Annotated in this window: 13 protein-coding genes; all 13 read left to right on the top strand. The window is 44.0% G+C overall.

The genetic code is table 11. From position 1 onward, the window contains the following. Window positions 1-948 (top strand): ABC transporter permease, encoded by a 948-nt coding sequence (locus tag QYF49_RS21465; protein ID WP_290401644.1) that lies wholly within the window; start codon window positions 1-3, stop codon window positions 946-948. A 10-nt stretch (window positions 949-958) separates the two neighbouring features. Further along, complete coding sequence (locus tag QYF49_RS21460; RefSeq protein ID WP_290401643.1) at window positions 959-1978, top strand: ABC transporter ATP-binding protein; 1020 nt, start codon at window positions 959-961, stop codon at window positions 1976-1978. After that, entirely contained in the window at window positions 1975-2925 is a 951-nt protein-coding gene (locus tag QYF49_RS21455) for an ABC transporter ATP-binding protein (protein WP_290401642.1), read from the top strand. The genes QYF49_RS21460 and QYF49_RS21455 overlap by 4 nt, the downstream gene beginning before the upstream one ends. Before the next feature lie 19 nt (window positions 2926-2944). Beyond that, a complete protein-coding gene (locus tag QYF49_RS21450) occupies window positions 2945-4567 on the top strand; it encodes a peptide ABC transporter substrate-binding protein (protein WP_290401641.1) in 1623 nt (540 codons plus the stop codon). Between the two features lie 63 nt (window positions 4568-4630). Continuing rightward, window positions 4631-4987, top strand: coding sequence for a DUF3899 domain-containing protein (locus QYF49_RS21445; protein ID WP_290401640.1), 357 nt, complete (start codon window positions 4631-4633; stop codon window positions 4985-4987). Between the two features lie 25 nt (window positions 4988-5012). Continuing rightward, on the top strand, window positions 5013-7019 hold the full coding sequence (locus QYF49_RS21440) for a S9 family peptidase (protein ID WP_290401639.1): 2007 nt from the start codon (window positions 5013-5015) through the stop codon (window positions 7017-7019). Next, a complete protein-coding gene (locus QYF49_RS21435) occupies window positions 6991-7641 on the top strand; it encodes a pyroglutamyl-peptidase I (RefSeq protein WP_290401638.1) in 651 nt (216 codons plus the stop codon). The genes QYF49_RS21440 and QYF49_RS21435 overlap by 29 nt, the downstream gene beginning before the upstream one ends. After that, window positions 7617-8816, top strand: coding sequence for a M20 family metallopeptidase (locus tag QYF49_RS21430; protein WP_290401637.1), 1200 nt, complete (start codon window positions 7617-7619; stop codon window positions 8814-8816). The genes QYF49_RS21435 and QYF49_RS21430 overlap by 25 nt, the downstream gene beginning before the upstream one ends. Before the next feature lie 179 nt (window positions 8817-8995). Next, entirely contained in the window at window positions 8996-9847 is an 852-nt protein-coding gene (locus tag QYF49_RS21425; RefSeq protein ID WP_290401636.1) for an STAS domain-containing protein, read from the top strand. Next, window positions 9844-10128, top strand: coding sequence for a hypothetical protein (locus QYF49_RS21420; RefSeq protein WP_290401635.1), 285 nt, complete (start codon window positions 9844-9846; stop codon window positions 10126-10128). The genes QYF49_RS21425 and QYF49_RS21420 overlap by 4 nt, the downstream gene beginning before the upstream one ends. A gap of 963 nt (window positions 10129-11091) precedes the next feature. Next, the gene (locus QYF49_RS21415; RefSeq protein ID WP_290401634.1) at window positions 11092-11442 is read left to right on the top strand and encodes a YkgJ family cysteine cluster protein; all 351 of its coding nucleotides are present in this window, start codon (window positions 11092-11094) and stop codon (window positions 11440-11442) included. A 13-nt stretch (window positions 11443-11455) separates the two neighbouring features. Then, complete coding sequence (locus QYF49_RS21410) at window positions 11456-12442, top strand: aldo/keto reductase (protein WP_290401633.1); 987 nt, start codon at window positions 11456-11458, stop codon at window positions 12440-12442. An 876-nt stretch (window positions 12443-13318) separates the two neighbouring features. Then, window positions 13319-16732, top strand: coding sequence for a phosphodiester glycosidase family protein (locus QYF49_RS21405; protein ID WP_290401632.1), 3414 nt, complete (start codon window positions 13319-13321; stop codon window positions 16730-16732). Window positions 16733-17288: the final 556 nt, after the last annotated feature.

Below are 17288 nucleotides of genomic sequence, written 5' to 3'. Positions count from 1 at the left end.
ATGCTGGAAAAAGCATCTCAAGACACACTCTTCCGGCCGCTTCAGAAAGACCGGATGCGAAATGATGATATAAAACGTCCGAGTGTCAGCCAGGCAAAAGAGAGCATCAGAAGGGTAGTAAAGAACAAGCTGGCTTTGACCGGCGCCATAATCTTATTGTTCATCCTTATTTTTGCTCTTTTCGGACCAAAGATGGTTCCTTACAGCTATTCGGATCAGAGCCTTGCTGACGGTAACCTTCCTCCCGGTGCAAAGCATTGGTTCGGAACCGATGATCTTGGACGGGACATGTGGGCCAGAACATGGTATGGAGCCAGGATTTCGCTCACCATTGGTGTTGCTGCCGCTCTCATTGACCTCGTCATCGGGCTTCTTGTCGGAGGAATATCGGGATACATGGCTGGCCGGGGCAGAATCGGAGACCGTGTGGACAGCCTGTTGATGAGGCTCGTTGAAATTCTATACAGCATCCCTTACCTGCTTGTCGTTATTTTGCTTCTCGTCGTTATGAAGCCTGGTTTATGGACGATCATCATTGCTCTTTCCATAACAGGCTGGGTGTCAATGGCAAGAGTGGTAAGGGGCCAAATCCTTCAGATTAAACAACAGGAGTTTGTATCCGCAGCACAAAAGCTCGGAACGTCTCACAGTACCATCATTTTTAACCATCTGTTCCCAAATATGCTCGGCATCATCATTGTCAACCTTACGTTCACGATTCCGCAGGCCATTTTTGCCGAAGCTTTTCTGAGCTTCATCGGACTTGGTGTCCAGGCACCGATCGCGAGCTGGGGAACGATGGCTAACGATGCGCTCGGTGTCATTTTGAGCGGACAATGGTGGAGGCTGTTTTTTCCAGGGTTCCTCATTTCATTGACCATGTTTGCGTTTAACGTGTTTGGTGATGGGCTGCAGGATGCGCTTGATCCGCACCATACGAAAGATTAGGAGGGAGACGATGGGGAATTTATTGGAAGTCGAGAAGTTAAAGGTTTCGTTCCGCTCGCATGGAGGCGAAGTACAGGCAGTCAGGGGCGTAAGCTTTCATATTGAGCACGGCGAAGTTTTGGCCGTCGTCGGAGAGAGCGGATGCGGAAAATCCGTTACTGCACAGGCAATCATGAAGCTCCTTCCCAAAAGGGGATGCAGCATTAAGGAAGGCTCCATAGTTTTTGAAGGAAATGATCTCTTAAAGCTTTCAGCCAATAAGATGAAGCGGCTGAAGGGCTCACAAATCAGCATGGTGTTTCAGGATCCGATGACATCCCTCAATCCTACCATGAAGATTGGACATCAAATTGCGGAAGGAATCATTAAGCATAAAGGGCTGGACAAAAGAAAAGCGAAAGGCAGGGCTCTTGAACTTTTAAAAATGGTTGGAATCCCGAATCCGGAGGCCCGATATGATCAGTATCCCCATGAGCTAAGCGGAGGCATGAGGCAGCGCGTTCTGATCGCCGTCGCACTGGCGTGTGATCCCAAATTGCTCATTGCCGATGAACCCACAACGGCTCTTGATGTAACCATTCAGGCTCAAATTCTGGATTTAATGAAAGATCTTCAGCAGAAGCTAGGCACCTCTATCATGCTCATTACCCATGATCTTGGCGTTGTGGCAGAGATGGCTCAAAAGGTAATCGTCATGTATGCAGGGATTGTCGTAGAGAGCGGGACAGCCGAAGATATTTTAGAACATCCTAAACATCCTTATACTCTAGGTCTGCTGAACTCTCTGCCAAACTATGAAACCGCCGAAAAGGAACGGCTGATTCCCATCGAAGGCACGCCGCCGGACCTTTATGCTCCGCCAGCCGGATGCCCGTTCGCGGCCAGATGCAATTACGCGATGGAGATATGTGTACAGGAAATGCCGGAATCATTTGAAACGGAGAACGGACATCACTCCAGATGCTGGCTGAACGATCCGAGGGCGCCAAAAGTGGCCGAATTTGCGGCAGCAGGGAGGGACGGCACATGACAGAAGCCATGCTGGAAGTGGAAAACCTGAAGAAATATTTTAAAGTCGGTAAGCAGGCGTTAAAAGCGGTCGATGAAGTTACCTTTTCTGTGAAAAAAGGAGAAACATTGGGTCTTGTCGGAGAGAGCGGAAGCGGGAAATCAACGCTTGGAAGAACAATTGTCGGACTTAATGAACCAACAGGCGGAAAACTGCTTTTTGAAGGAAAAGACGTCAGGAATCTAAACAAAAAGGAAAGAAAGAACTACAACCGCATTGTCCAAATGATCTTTCAGGATCCTCATGCTTCCCTCAATCCAAGAATGAAAGTGGGCGACATTATCGGTGAAGGCATTGATGCCCACAGGCTTGCGTCCGGAAAAGAACGGATGGATCGCATCTGCACTCTGCTTGAAAGGGTAGGGCTCCATGCCGAACATGCAAAACGTTATCCGCATGAATTCAGCGGTGGGCAGCGACAAAGAATTGGCATCGCCCGTGCGTTAGCGGTAGAACCAAAATTTATTGTAGCGGATGAACCCATCTCCGCTCTTGATGTATCCATTCAGGCGCAGGTCGTTAACCTAATGGAAGACCTGCAGCGTGATTTGGGGCTTACCTTTCTTTTCATTGCCCATGACCTTGGCATGGTGAAGCATATTAGCGACAGGATCGGTGTGATGTACCTGGGCGGCTTTATGGAACTGGCGGACAGCGGTGATCTGTTCAGTGAACCGCTGCATCCTTACACTCAGGCGCTTCTCTCGGCGATCCCTGTTCCTTCAACGTCAAAAGGATCGAAAAGGGAAAGGATCATTTTAAAGGGCGATCCGCCAAGCCCGATCTCTCCGCCATCCGGCTGCCGCTTCAGGACACGCTGCCCGCATGCTATGGATGTATGCGCAAGTGCGGTGCCGGAATGGAAGGAAGTAAGGCCACAGCATTGGGCAGCTTGTCACTTATATTAAAAAACGGGGGTATAGGATTATGTCGATAACATGGAATAAACGGTTTGCAGGTCTATTGGTTTTCATCCTTATTTTGTCCGTGCTTTCTGCATGCTCTGGTGGAAGCAAAACCTCATCTACTGAAGGAGTGAAGCAGGAAATCACGTTAAACGCGCTGAGTGAGCCGCCTTCTCTTGATCCTGCACTTGCAACAGATACGACGTCAGGCTGGATTCTCGATCACTTATACGAAGGGCTGTACATGAAAAACAAGAGCGGGGATTCAGTCAAAGGCCTGGCGAAAGACGTAAAAGTATCGGCCGATAAGAAGGTCTATACGTTTAAACTCCGCGACGATGCAGAATGGTCTGATGGAGATCCTGTAACTGCAGGTGATTTTGAATATGCGTGGAAGCATGTGCTCGATCCGAAAACAGGAAGCTCTTTTGCTTTTTATATGTATTACATAAAAGGTGCAGAGGCGTACAACAAAGGGAAAGGTTCAGCCGCAGATGTGGGCGTAAAGGCTCTTGACGACAAAACCCTTCAGGTTGAGCTCGCGGCCCCAACCAGCTTCATCGAAAAGCTTCTCTCCTTCTGGGTCTACTACCCTGTCAAAAAAGAGGCTGCGGAAGGTAATAAGAACTGGGCAGGAGAAGCAAAAGATTATGTCAGCAACGGGCCCTACAAGTTAACAGAATGGAAGCATAACCGTTCCGTCGCCATTGAGAAGAACAAAAATTACTATGGAAAAGACGATGTGAAAATGGAGAAGGTGACGTGGAAGATGGTGAACGATGCCACCACCTATTATCAAATGTACAAATCAGGTGAACTTGATCTGATCCAAACCCTTCCATCAGATGTCATTGCTCAGGAAAAAGACAACAAGGAATATAAAGTCACCCCATACTTCGGAACGTACATGTATATGTTCAATATCGGAAAAGAACCGTTTAATAACCAAAAAGTCCGAGAAGCCTTTAACCTGGCGATCGACCGTAAGATGATTACGGATAAAATTACACAAGCAGGTGAAAAACCTGCAATGGGCTTCGTACCTTATGGAGCGGAAGTGAACGGCAAAGACTTTAGAAAAGAACATGAAAAATATTTTACAGAGGATGTAAAAAAAGCCAAACAGCTGATTAAAGAAGCGATGAAGGAAGAAGGATGGAGCAAGTTCCCGGAAACGGAACTGACGTATAATACTCTTGAAAGCCATAAAAAGACCGCCGAAGCGGTTCAGGAAATGCTGAAAAAGAACTTAGGCGTCGATGTGAAATTAACGAACCAGGAATGGAAAACATACTTGGACACGACTAAACAAAAGAACTTCCAGATGGCGCGTATGGGATGGATCGGCATCTACGTAGATCCGACACCAATCCTTGACTACTACTTGGGGGACAGCCCAAACAACAGAACAAACTGGGTCAATCCAAAATATGATCAGCTGCTCGCCCAATCTAAAAAAGAACAGAATGAAGGCAAACGAATGGAGCTGCTTCACCAGGCAGAAGATGTATTGATGAAAGATCTTCCTTTTCTGCCCGTCTACTATTACTCCAACAACTATCTGACCTCCAAGAAGTTCAAAGGAATCGTCTATCCAGTTAACCGTTATCCGTATGTCCGCTGGGCTGAAAAAGTTTCTGAATAACCAAATGGAGGATCGTCTGCTGTAGCGGCAGGCTCCTCCTCTTTTGCTTCGACGGAGGTGACAATGATGAGGTTTATTGCAGCAGCGCTTTTGACTGCAGGAGGCTGGAAGGTATACATGCTGCTTTTTGATATAACGGGTGTAGAAGCTATCAATCAATCATTTTTGCTTGGGCTGCTGTTTCTAATGGCAGGCGCTGGTGCCGTCATACAGGGTACAGGCTTTTTAGAGCCGCTCAGAAAAACATTAAAGGCAATAAATCCTGCTGCTTTTCGCAGGCATCGTGCCGTATCTTTGGCGGAAAAAGAAATAGCCGCTTCCTTGCAAAAGAGAAACATTTCCTATCTGATGGTTATTTTTTTAGGTGTGGGCACGGGATTGAGCGCTTGCTCTGTTCTGCTGTTTTTCTTAGCTTATTAGCATTTTAATAGAAAGAAGGAACCATATGAAACGTGGAATTCGTGCAGAAGATTTATATCGGCTGAAATTTGTAAGCGATCCTCAAGTTTCTCCTGACGGAGGGAGAGTAGTCTATACTGTAAAAAGGATCAACAAAGAAAAAAACTATGAATCTCATCTTTATATTTGCTCGTTAAGTTCAGGGGCTTCTGTACAATGGACAACCGGAAGCCACATTGATTCTAATCCAAGGTGGTCACCAGATGGCAAGCGGATTGCCTTTGTCTCCGATCGCACCGGCAAAAAACAGATATGGATCATCTCTGCTGAAGGCGGGGAAGCCAAACAGCTGACATCAAGTGATGGCGGAGCATCAAACCCGGTTTGGTCCCCAGACGGCAAGTCATTGCTTGCGGCCATCACAGTAAAGAAAGAGAGTGATGAAAGTGACAGGCTGCAGCCGTTAGAAGTGACTGAGCTGCAATACAAAGCAGATGGAAGAGGACTGCTGAAAGGCGAATATTCACAACTTTTTCTTATCCATTCGGAGACGGGAACTCAAAAGCAGCTGACATCAGGGCCCTTCGACCATTTCGATGCAGCATGGTCACCGAATGGCGACAGGATTGCTTATTGTAGGAGCCGGCCAGCCGATGATACGGTTTCCTATGCGTCTGATCTGGTGATCCGCCAGCTGGGAGGCGAAGAAAAAACGGTCAGCAATGGAACTGGAGCATTTACCAATCCCGTATGGTCTGCAGATGGCGAATACCTAGCCTATTGCGGCCAAACTTTTGAGTATGGCAGCGCAACTCTCGGTAATTTGTATGCCGTAAAACTGGATAGCGGAGAAACGCTATGTCTGACCAGGAATTTTGATGAACATGCCGGTGATGCTCTCATAGGCGATATGCACTACGGACATCCAGCACCTAAGCCCGCATGGTCCAAGAATGGTAGCGGGCTCTATTTCATCGCCTCTTTAAACGGGTGTTCTTCGCTGCACTATGCCGCACTTGAAGGAAAAGTCGCTCAGGTTACGAAGAGAGATTGTCATTTGTATGGCTATACGGTTGATGCAGAGAATGACTTCGCGGTCTTTGCGGCAAGTTCACCGGTCATTCCGGGTGATTTGTTTTATGCGTCGCTTTCCAATTTGGCTGAGGAGGTGCGGCTTACGGATGTAAATAAAGCGGTGCTGTCTGAGATCGCACTTTCCCATCCTGAAGAATTCAGATTTACAAATGATGAAGGCCGCTCTGTCCAGAGCTGGCTGATGAAGCCTCCGAGGCTTGATGAAGGTAAAAAATATCCGCTCGTCCTTGAAATTCATGGCGGCCCGCATGCGATGTACGGCAATACGTTCTTCCATGAGCTGCAGCTTCTGGCGGCATCAGGTTATATCATCTTGTACAGCAATCCGCGCGGGAGCTTCGGTTATGGCCAGGAGTTTGTAAAAGCCTGCATGGGAGATTACGGCGGCGGGGATTATCGAGATCTGATGTCGGCTTTGAATCATGCTTTAGAACACTATGATTTCATCGATCCGGAACAGCTTGTCGTTACTGGTGGAAGCTATGGCGGCTTTATGACAAATTGGATCATCGGACATACTTCAAGATTCAAAGCGGCTGTCACTCAGCGCTCCATTTCCAATTGGCTGAGTTTCTACGGTGTGAGCGATATCGGATTTTATTTTACAAAATGGGAGATCGGAAACCATCTTTTCGAAGATCCTGAAAAGGTATGGCATCATTCTCCATTGCGGCTTAGCAGCAGGATGGAAGCACCTCTCCTCATCCTGCACGGAGAAGAGGATTACCGCTGCCCGGTCGAACAGGCAGAACAGCTGTTCATCGCTTTAAAACAGCAGGACAAAACGGTAAAATTTGTCCGTTTTCCGAAGGCTGATCATAACCTGTCACGGAATGGCGACCCTGGGTTGAGGGTAGCTAGGCTTCAATATATTGTGAACTGGTTCGATGAGCAGCTGGAGAACGTTGCGTCCAAAGGAGGTCCAACGCTTGAAAACACTGCTTCTGACAGGTTTTGAACCTTTCCTGAACCATCCTTTTAATCCGACCGAGTATATTGCCCATCAATTGAACGGCAATGTGGTGGGGAGCTACCAGGTAAGAGGGAAGGTTCTGCCTGTCGAATACGGGAGCTCTGCTCATGAGCTGATTACTTATTACGAAGAACTGCGTCCCGATGCGGTCATCATGCTTGGCCTGGCGGCCGGGCGCAACCGGCTGACTCCTGAGCGAGTTGCCATCAATGTGAATGATGGACCAAGCGATAATAGTGGAGAAGAGAGGGCTGACAAGCCAATTATTGATGGAGGACCGGCCGCCTTTTTTTCGACCCTTCCCGTCAGAAAATTTGTGAATATTCTGAATAAAAGAGGAATTCCGGCAGAGTTATCGAATACTGCAGGTGCCTACCTTTGCAATCATGTTATGTACAGTATGCTGCATCACTTGGAAAAATCAAAACATGAAATACCTGCCGGCTTCATTCATGTTCCGCCGTCCTATGAACTGGCTGTAAATGACCGGTCCATTTCGGGATGGCCAAAGGAAACATTGTTGTACGCTATTGAAATTGTAATTGATTCACTGGATAAAACATTAACTGGAGATGAGCAGAAGTGGAAAAATTATATGACCGATTAAAAGAATTGTATCCTGAAATGGTGAAGATCCGCAGACATCTGCATGAAAATCCTGAGCTTTCGTTTGAAGAGGTGGAAACGCCTAAATATATCGCAGCCTATCATGAAGAATTGGGGCATGATGTACGCAGAAATGTCGGGGGCAGAGGAGTCGTTGCTGTGCTTCGCGGCGGCAAGCCGGGAAAAACGGTAGCGCTTCGTGCGGATTTCGATGCCCTGCCCATTCAGGAAGAAAATGACGTGGAATACAGATCAAAAGTCGATGGTGTCATGCATGCCTGCGGACATGATGGTCATACCGCCACATTGCTTGTCCTGGCTAAAGTGCTGAACCGCCTGAAGGACGAGCTGGAAGGAACGATCGTTTTTATCCATCAGCATGCGGAAGAACTTGCTCCTGGTGGGGCGATTTCCATGATTGAGGATGGCTGTCTGGATGGAGTTGACGTTATTTTTGGCACCCATCTTTGGGCGGTTACACCTTTTGGCTGCATCGAACACCGAACCGGGCCATTTATGGCAGCAGCTGACAAGTTTGATATTGTCATTCAAGGAAAAGGCGGTCACGGGGCACAGCCTCACCTTACAAAGGATGCAGTAGTGATCGGTTCGCAGCTTGTGATGAATCTGCAGCAGCTGGTCAGCCGGCGGGTCAATCCGCTGGATGCAGCTGTCCTGTCTGTCGGTGCTTTTGAAGCGGTGAACGCATTTAACGTTATTGCCGATACAGCCAAGATTACTGGTACCGTTCGTACGTTTAAAGAAGACGTCAGAGCGTTGATGGAGCGTGAGATTGAACGAGTGGTGAAAGGGACGTGCCTGTCTGCTGATGCGGGCTATAGCTTTTCATATAAACGAGGATATCCTGCTGTGGTGAATCATAAAGAAGAGACGGAGTTTGTAGCCCGAGTCGCTCAGGATGTTCCAGGGGTTGTGAAAGTGGTGGAAGGTGAGCCGCAGATGGGCGGAGAGGATTTCGCCTATTATTTGGAGCATGTGAAAGGTACGTTCTTTTATACAGGAGCACAGGATGAAAACTGGAGTGAAACGTATCCACATCATCATCCGAAATTTAACATTGATGAAAGAGCCATGCTTGTGGCGGCCAATACATTGGGAGCAGCAGCTATCACTTATTTAAAGGAAGCATCAAAGAATGCAGAGGCAGCTGTGTAAATAGAGGGGGAGTCAAGAGCTGGGTTACCGCACAGGCAAACGACAAGGCGGCCCAGCTTTTTATTTGTTTCGACCGATTGGACCAGTTTTATGAAGATGGCCAAAAAATAAAGGAATTACTTTTGCAATATAAGAATAAAGAAAGAGAACATTTGAACAAAGGAAGGAGGAAAATACTGATGGAAAGACATCAGCATAAAGAGGTTACGGAGTTTATCGTCCACCACAGAGAGGAATTTCAGAATAAGCTGTTATCCGAGGCTAAAGAAGTAGCAAATAAAATAAATGATATTCTACAATCAGGGAATATTGATCTTTTGAAAAACGCTGAGAAAATGGTAACGTATGTGGTGGAAGGGAAAGAGAACGAACTCATTTCCTTTGCCAAGCAGGAAGGCGTGGCCTGGGCAGAGCATGCTTTAACCCTTACTCTTAAGCTGGAGTGGGTACATGCGATTAGAAGGGCGCTGTGGTACTATCTGTTTCAATATGATCAACAGAACACCCATGGACTCAATATTTCAGACTATAGACTGAAGGTTTTTGAGATGGAGAAGCGGATCAATGACGGCATCGATAAATTTCTTAATAGCTTCTTCATAAGTTATTCGAATTATAAGGATGAATTGCTTAACGCTCAGCGTAAAATGGTTGAACATCTATCGGTTCCTATTATCCCTATCAGTCCTTATATAGCGGTTCTTCCTTTAATTGGTGTGATTGATATATACCGTATACATACCATTGAGGAAAAGGTATTAATGGATATTTCAAGTTTGAAAATCCGAACGTTAATTATGGATCTATCAGGCATTACAGATATGGATATTGATGTGATCCACCATTTTCAAAGAGTACTGAGCGGCATTTCACTGATGGGATGTGAGGCGGTCATTACCGGTCTGCGTGCGGAGCTCGTCAGAAAAATGATTCATTTGGATGTTTCATTCGATGAGTATGCGGCAACAAAAGGGACACTTCAGCAAACATTGACTGAATATTTTACAACGAATGCGATGGAATCAATATGAAAAAAACATCATCACAGCTGCCAATGCCAGCTGGTTTAAGAATAGAACATACAAAGGCAGCTGGCATAGATAATGAACCACTGTTTCGGGCACTGAAAGAAAAAGATAGGGAAGCTTTACAGCCGGCTGGAGAAGACCTGGACTGGGATTACATATTTTCGTATACCGAAGACCATGAAGAGGATGTAAAAGAGGCGATCCATCATGGCTATGAATTTAAATTTCTGACCATTAATGGATTGAGAATCTATTTGCAGCTGCGTTTTTCTCTGCAGGGTTAGGAGCGCTCTTGATATTGTGAAATGCTATTAGGCAAGCTCAAAAGCGACGGGATTATACAATTATTTACTCAGACGCGGTAGTAATATGTACTTATCCAATACGTAAGGAGCGAAATAGCATGAGAAAGGAGTCGGATTATGGGAAAAGGAACATCGTTGCTTTGTAATTGAGATCGTCCATCATATTCATAAAAAACCCTTTTCAAATCCTTTTAAGGGAGTAATTTGTCATTACCTCACAAATTAATAATCTTGGATGAGTTTTTTCTAAATGTATCAATTGACTAACATTTAGCAATTGGGAAATTCCTCGAAGTGTCATCTGGTATAATGAACTTGATTGTGATCGAGACTTATTGACAGGATGATAGATGAGCAATGAAACCGGATGGCCCGTATAAGAGCTGATAGAAGGTGAATGAATAAATTTACGCAACTAAGATCGATTGTTTTCTTCGTCTTTACTTTACATCTTTGGTATTGAATTGATGAGGATAATATTTCGAGGGAATGGGTTCTATAACAGGATTGGACAAAATCTAGCTACCAATTCGGTAGCTTTTCTTATTGAGCTAAAGGGCAGGTTAGATCAAGAGCGATCTTTCCTTTTTACTCAACAATCGGGCCAGATTGTGGAATAAAAAGAGTAGCCAAGAAGAAGAAATTTTATTTATTTTAGAATGCTTTAAGCTTTGATATGAAGAAGAAAATTGCTAATTAGACAGGTTTTTCCTTACATCCAAAAACTAATTATTTAGAATATGCTGATTTTATGTTATAATAAATTTAAAGAATAGCTCTTACCTTCTTGCCTTAGGTCTAAGATTCCATATGAAAACAAGTTTTATTTCGTCTTTGATAATAGATTTTTTGAGCCTCGCATTTTTGCGAGGCTTTTTCATATGGTACTTACACTACTAATCTAATAGAAATGATAAAAAATATTCAGAACGGAGTGTACATATGGAGACATTGCCATGTCAAGGTTGTAAAGGGTTATGTTGCGGTCCTGTTCCTGTCAGTGTAAGCGAAGTTAAGATTATAAAAAAGAAAATAAAATCCATGCCTGGTAAAGTTCGTTTAGATTTAGAGAATCAAATCAGATATTATGGAACATGTATTTTTTATGATTTAGATAAAGATAGATGTGGCATACACTCTGTAAGACCAGAAATTTGCCGTAAGTTTGGATTTTACAAAGAATTGGTTTGTTTTCGAAAACCAGAGTTAGCAACAAAAAGCATAAATAAATTTGATAAAGGAAAGCATGTAGGAATTTTAACGTTGGATTTTACCTGGAAAGACTTTAGATAGGGGGAATATATCAATGAAAAAACGAGCACTTGGTAAAAAAGGTCCTTTGGTTTCTGAGATTGGTCTCGGTTGTATGGGGATGTCATGGTTATATGGTAAAACTGATCGAAACGAAAGTATTGCAACAATCCACAAGGCACTTGAGGAAGGTATTACACTCTTTGATACAGGGGATTTTTATGGAGTAGGCCATAATGAACTTCTCTTAAATGAAGCTCTACAAGGAACGAAGCGTGATAGTGCATTTATTGCTGTTAAAACAGGCGTACTAAGATCTCCAGGCGACGGGTGGATCGGAATGGATAACCGTCCTCAGGCCATCAAGAACTCACTGGCCTATACACTTCAGCGCCTGGGTGTGGATTATATCGACCTTTATCAGCCTGCACGCGTGGATCCTAGCGTTCCCATTGAAGAAACGGTTGGTGCAATTGCAGATATGGTAAAGGAGGGATATGTGCGTTGCATTGGTCTTTCAGAAGTAGGAGTGGAAACAATTCGCCGCGCACACGCTGTACATCCAATTAGTTGGCTACAAATGGAATACTCACTATTTAATCGGAGTGTTGAATCAAATATTTTGCCGACACTAAGGGAATTAGGTATTTCTCTTTCGGCTTATGGTGTTCTCTCAAGAGGTTTGTTGAGCGGTACATGGTCAAAAGACCGGATGTTAGATTTAGATGATAAACGCAGAAATGGTCCTCGGTTTGCCAACGAAAATATTGAAAAGAATTTAGCCCTTGTAGAAGCATTGCGTGAAATTGCTGAAGAAAAGCAAGTAACCGTTGCGCAGCTTGCTATCGCATGGGTTCTATCTCGGGGTGAAGATGTTATCCCATTGGTTGGGGCAAGAAAGCAATCACAACTACAGGATTCACTAGGTGCAGTTGACATGAACTTAAGTTCAAACGATCTTTTACGAATTGAAGAAGCAGTACCTCCAGAGCTTGTCGCCGGCGAATATTACCCAGTACCAAGAAAAAAATGGTTCATTTAACAAAATTTATTGAAAATATAAAACATTGAATAGTGTGAGGGTGATCTTTTGTTACCTAAAGTTATCCTAGATTAAAGATTTTGAATTTAACAGTATAAATGAAAAAATTAATATGGTAACTCTATATTCAACAATCGGGTGCTTTTCTTTAAGAAGGAAAAGTGCTCTTTTTTTGAAAATATGGACAGGAGATAGGATTAAATTGTCTATTTTTAAACTGTGATATTTTAAAGTTGGAGGAGTTATTTTTGTCTGCTGAACGAGATCTAATGATAAAATCCTTAAAACAAATAGTTATTCCGTCTTTAAAGGAACGAGGATTTAAAGGAACATTCCATCACTATTATAGAAATTAAAGATACTGATCATACTTTCGTATTCAATGAAATTAATACCGATGAAGTAGATGTGTTAGATCGATCTTTAGAAAAACCCGTACATGGATTTACTACTGCTTCAGATGCTGCGGCTTTCTCCGTATTGCATGAGTCCGTACATTTAGGACATGTTGAAGCAATGAAGCAGGTGCTTATGGTTTTGCAACTTAAGTGACATTTGAGTATCGGTATCCCGATTAAAAAGAGCATTTCTTTAAACAGGAGAAATGCTCTTTTTTCATTGTTAATATAGATTTAAAGTGGAAGTGGTCAGAATTATAGAGAAAGTATACCGTTTAATTGAAAAACCAGACAAATGAGTTAGTAATGATTCGTGTTTGAGGGGATCCGATGGGTATATACTTCCAGAAAAATACACAAGTGAGGAAGTAATACCTATTTTTTCTATGTATTCCAAACTTTACAAAAGCCTCATTAGAAATTATTAGATATCTGTTTTAATAGTATTATAAATCTATTTTTCTAGGAGGAGAAAAATTTGATTAAATTACGGTTTTTACTCATCGGCTCTCTCTCGGTCTCTTTGACAGCTGGCATGATGCAGCCGGTTTTGGCTGAGCCAGCACCAAATGATCAGGTCCGCATTCTTGATGAGCGTCCAGCTCAATCTTCCAAACATGATGAACCGCATACGGTCATTGAAGGTGAAAAAGGGATAACGCTTGTTACCAATAATCATACGGAAACGATTGGGGAAGGGGCTAAATTAACCACCTTTGAACGGTTTGATGCCCGCGGGTGGCTAAACGGTGAAATGATGAAAGTTGATTTGGCTAATGGCTCCGTTTATTCTGATATTCTTCATCCAGGCGTGGTTTCCAAGGCTGAACCGTTATCAGAAACAGCCAATCGGGAAGGCGCAATCGCTGGTGTGAACGGCGACTTTTTTGACATCAATGGAACGAAAGCACCGGTTGGCGCAGAGATTCAAGATGGAAATCTCTTAAAAGGAGCAGCTACTGGAAGAGATAAATCTGCCGGGGTAGATACTGACGGAATCGGACAGATTGCAGATATCCTTTTAGAAGGTACTATGACTTTTAATGAAAATTCCTATAAGCTTACTTCCTTTAATCAGTACGGCATACCCGCAAATGGAATAGGCTTGTATTCTAACTTTTGGGGAACAGCTTCTAGAAGCGGAGTTGCTGGAAGCAGTAAATCCGTACATGAAGTAAGAATTCAAAATGGTAAAGTAGTAGAAAGCCGTCCTGGCATCTCAAATGAAGATATTTCTGAAGACACGTTTGTACTAATCGGACGTGAAACGGGAGCTACTATCTTGCAGCAACTTAGCGTAGGACAAGAAATTTCAATACAATATGCGCCAAAAGTTTCTAACGGCAACCCATTCAAATTCGCCATTGGAGGTAATCCTGTGCTTGTAAAAGATGGCGAAGTGCAAGATGTGGATAATTCTGTAGTTGCTCCACGAACGGCAGTCGGATATTCGGCTGACGGGAAACAGATGTACCTAGTGACAGTCGATGGTAGGCAAACAGGCAGCCGAGGGTTGACTCTCTATGAACTAGGAGAGCTGATGAAAGAGTTCGGAGCTCATCAGGCACTTAATCTGGATGGCGGCGGTTCGACAACCATGGTTGCGCGCACTCCTGGTGAGGACCAAGTTGACACTGTAAATAGTCCGTCTGATGGCTTCGAACGAGCTGTACCGAACGGAATTGGTTTATTTACTGAAAAAGGAACGGGCGAACTTTTTGGAATGAATGTATCCACTGAGTCGGAGATTGAAAATTCGGACCGGGTCTTCCCAGGGCTTACAAGAAAGTTTTCTGCAAGAGGTTTTGACAATGTTTATGATCCTGTACAGACTGGGCAAGTAAGCTGGCAAGCCCTTCCGGCAGACGTTGGGAAACTTGATGATGAAGGGGTGTTCCATGCCGCAAAATCAGGCAAAGCGAATGTAGAAGCCCAAAATCAAGATAAAAAGGGAACTAATCCGGTTACGGTTTTGGACGATTTAGAGCGAATTGAAGCAAATCTTCCTAGACTCGGTCTTGCGGATGGAGCAACAGGACAATTTTATATGAAGGGATATGACAGAAACGGCTATTCTGCACCGATTGAGCCTCAAGATGTCAACTTAGAATATGACCAATCAATTATCGATATAAAAAAGAACACGGACGGATCCTTTTCAGTCATTCCAAAGGTCAGTGAAGGCTCTGTCTTAGTGACAGCTACAGTACAGGGCCAAAAAGCTTTTCTTCCTGTAACCGTTGGGTTGAAGACAGAAAATGTTTCAGAGATGGAAACGCTGCCCGAATGGCGATTTTCTACTGCACGTGGTTCAGGGTCGATCGAATCTACAGAGGGGATGAACGGCAACGGGATTAAAGTAAACTTCGACTTTTCAAAATCAACGGGAACACGCACAGCAAACGTTCATCCTGTTAACCCACTCTTCCTGCCGGGTGAGCCGCAATCGATCGGTATTTGGGTGAAAGGGAACGGAAAAGGGGAATGGATGTCTTTTACAACAAAAGGGTCTGATGGAAGCAATCATTATCTTTATGGACCATATGTCACTTGGACAGGGTGGAAGAAAATTGAGATTCCTGTCCCTTCAGGTGTGAAATATCCGCTAGAACTAAGAACAATTGGAGCTATTGAAACAGACAAGTCGAAACAATATACGGATGAGCTTGTGTACGATGATTTAACTGTAAAAGTAAGCCCGACTGTTGAAGTTCCAGTCGTACAGGAAAAGCCAGACCCGATCGTCCTGCAAAATGCAGAAATTGGGGGAGACCGCTGGAAGTTCGCCGTAATGGCGGATAGTCAATTCATAGCAGGCTCCCTGAACAGTCAGCAAGTACGCCTTGCCCGAGAAAGCTTGAGACAGATCGTGAAGGCCAACCCTGACTTCTTAATCATCGGCGGGGATTTCGTTGATACCGCTTATAAAGAAGACTTTGCACTGGCCGAGCAGATTCTGGAAGAAGAAGTAGGAGATAAAATTCCGGTCTATTATATCCCGGGTAATCACGAAATCATGGGTACCGGGAATCTGAACAACTTCCTGGACGAGTTTAAAGAAAATAACTACTTCTTTACACACAAGGGCACACAGTTTGCTCTTATGGATTCATCAACCGGCAGTTTACGCACTTCGGATTTCAGCCAGTTGGTTGAATTTAAAAACATGCTGGAAAAAGCAGCGAGCGATCCGGCAATCAAGAATCTCGTTGTGTTGGAGCACCATCCAACAAGAGATCCGCTTTCCACACAAAACAGCCAGCTGACTGACCGGAAAGAAGCTGAATTGTTAGAGAAGTGGTTAACCGAATTTAGAGAAGAATCCAAAGGAAAAGGCGTTCTTCATGTTTCCGGGCACGCCCATACGGTAAATGTTGAACGAGTAGACGGCGTACCTTATATGGTTGTCGGTCCGACAGGAAAAGCTCCGTATGGACCTCCTAATGCTGGGGGTTTCCATGAGTGGACCATGTTTGGAGTTGATCCAACGCCAGTTCCATCAAATGCGAACGGACCAGAAAGATCGAGTGAACAGAGTCCGGTTCGTGATACAGAATGGGTACGGGCAGAGGTCAATCCGCTTCTTGAAGATGTAACGATGGATGCACCAGAAACGGTTTCGGCAGGTGAGACAGTAAAAGTGGACGCGACCGGACATCAGGCAGGAAACGTTAACTTCCCATTGCGATATCCAGCAAGCGTCAACTGGAGTGGAAGTAACAATCTCTTTATGGGAACTGGTGAAGCTCTAGATAAGGCAAAAGAATCCAACCAATACATTGCTGTCTTTGACACCGCCACACTAGAACTGACTGGCCTTCAGCAAGGAGAGATTCTCCTAAAGGTAGAATCAAACGGCACGACAGCTGAAAAAATAATATCCATTCAATAGTTGTCAAAAAAAGTAACTTCCCCTTAAACGAGGATAGTTACTTTTTTGTTATGAAAAATATGATAGGAACGACAGACGGAGCAAAACAAGCTTTAGAAGAAATAACTAGTAAATTAAGAGAAATGCTATATAACAATTAATCTAGCGAGTCATGTCATTTTCTTAAATAGTATTAATAAATACTTGTATGAAAAGAACCATCTCATTTGAATGATTTTGCTTCGGATTATTAAGTAAAAGCTGAACAGACATCTCGAGCTCAAAGAATCTTGTATTCTTTAGGAGAAGCAGAAGAATGGTGGAGTATTTATCCGAACTGGTGGAACGATTAGGTCTTACTGTTACTCAGCAATCGGGTGCGATTGTTGCATCTCGTTAAATAAAAAAAATGTGTCGGAGAGGAGCTCTGTGTTGCATTTACCAGGTGGTCATCGGACAATTGCCCATTTAGTTGCAAATGTAGAGAGGGTAGAAAACTAACAAAAACCAACAGAATTTTTGTGAGTAAAGATAATTAGATATTATCTTTACTATCGATACAATAATTAACAAGTGA

The organism is Fictibacillus terranigra (assembly GCF_030412265.1).
Classification (GTDB): domain Bacteria; phylum Bacillota; class Bacilli; order Bacillales; family Fictibacillaceae; genus Fictibacillus_C; species Fictibacillus_C terrinigri.
Note: the sequence above shows the minus strand (reverse complement) of the source record. Positions and strands in the feature narration are given on the sequence as shown.

Bases quoted from the DNA above. Each gene is read 5' to 3' on its own strand.
- QYF49_RS21465 (WP_290401644.1), top strand. From the start codon at position 1: ATGCTGGAAAAAGCATCTCAAGACACACTCTTCCGGCCGCTTCAGAAA.
- QYF49_RS21460 (WP_290401643.1), top strand. From the start codon at position 959: ATGGGGAATTTATTGGAAGTCGAGAAGTTAAAGGTTTCGTTCCGCTCG.
- QYF49_RS21455 (WP_290401642.1), top strand. From the start codon at position 1,975: ATGACAGAAGCCATGCTGGAAGTGGAAAACCTGAAGAAATATTTTAAA.
- QYF49_RS21450 (WP_290401641.1), top strand. From the start codon at position 2,945: ATGTCGATAACATGGAATAAACGGTTTGCAGGTCTATTGGTTTTCATC.
- QYF49_RS21445 (WP_290401640.1), top strand. From the start codon at position 4,631: ATGATGAGGTTTATTGCAGCAGCGCTTTTGACTGCAGGAGGCTGGAAG.
- QYF49_RS21440 (WP_290401639.1), top strand. From the start codon at position 5,013: ATGAAACGTGGAATTCGTGCAGAAGATTTATATCGGCTGAAATTTGTA.
- QYF49_RS21425 (WP_290401636.1), top strand. From the start codon at position 8,996: ATGGAAAGACATCAGCATAAAGAGGTTACGGAGTTTATCGTCCACCAC.
- QYF49_RS21420 (WP_290401635.1), top strand. From the start codon at position 9,844: ATGAAAAAAACATCATCACAGCTGCCAATGCCAGCTGGTTTAAGAATA.
- QYF49_RS21415 (WP_290401634.1), top strand. From the start codon at position 11,092: ATGGAGACATTGCCATGTCAAGGTTGTAAAGGGTTATGTTGCGGTCCT.
- QYF49_RS21410 (WP_290401633.1), top strand. From the start codon at position 11,456: ATGAAAAAACGAGCACTTGGTAAAAAAGGTCCTTTGGTTTCTGAGATT.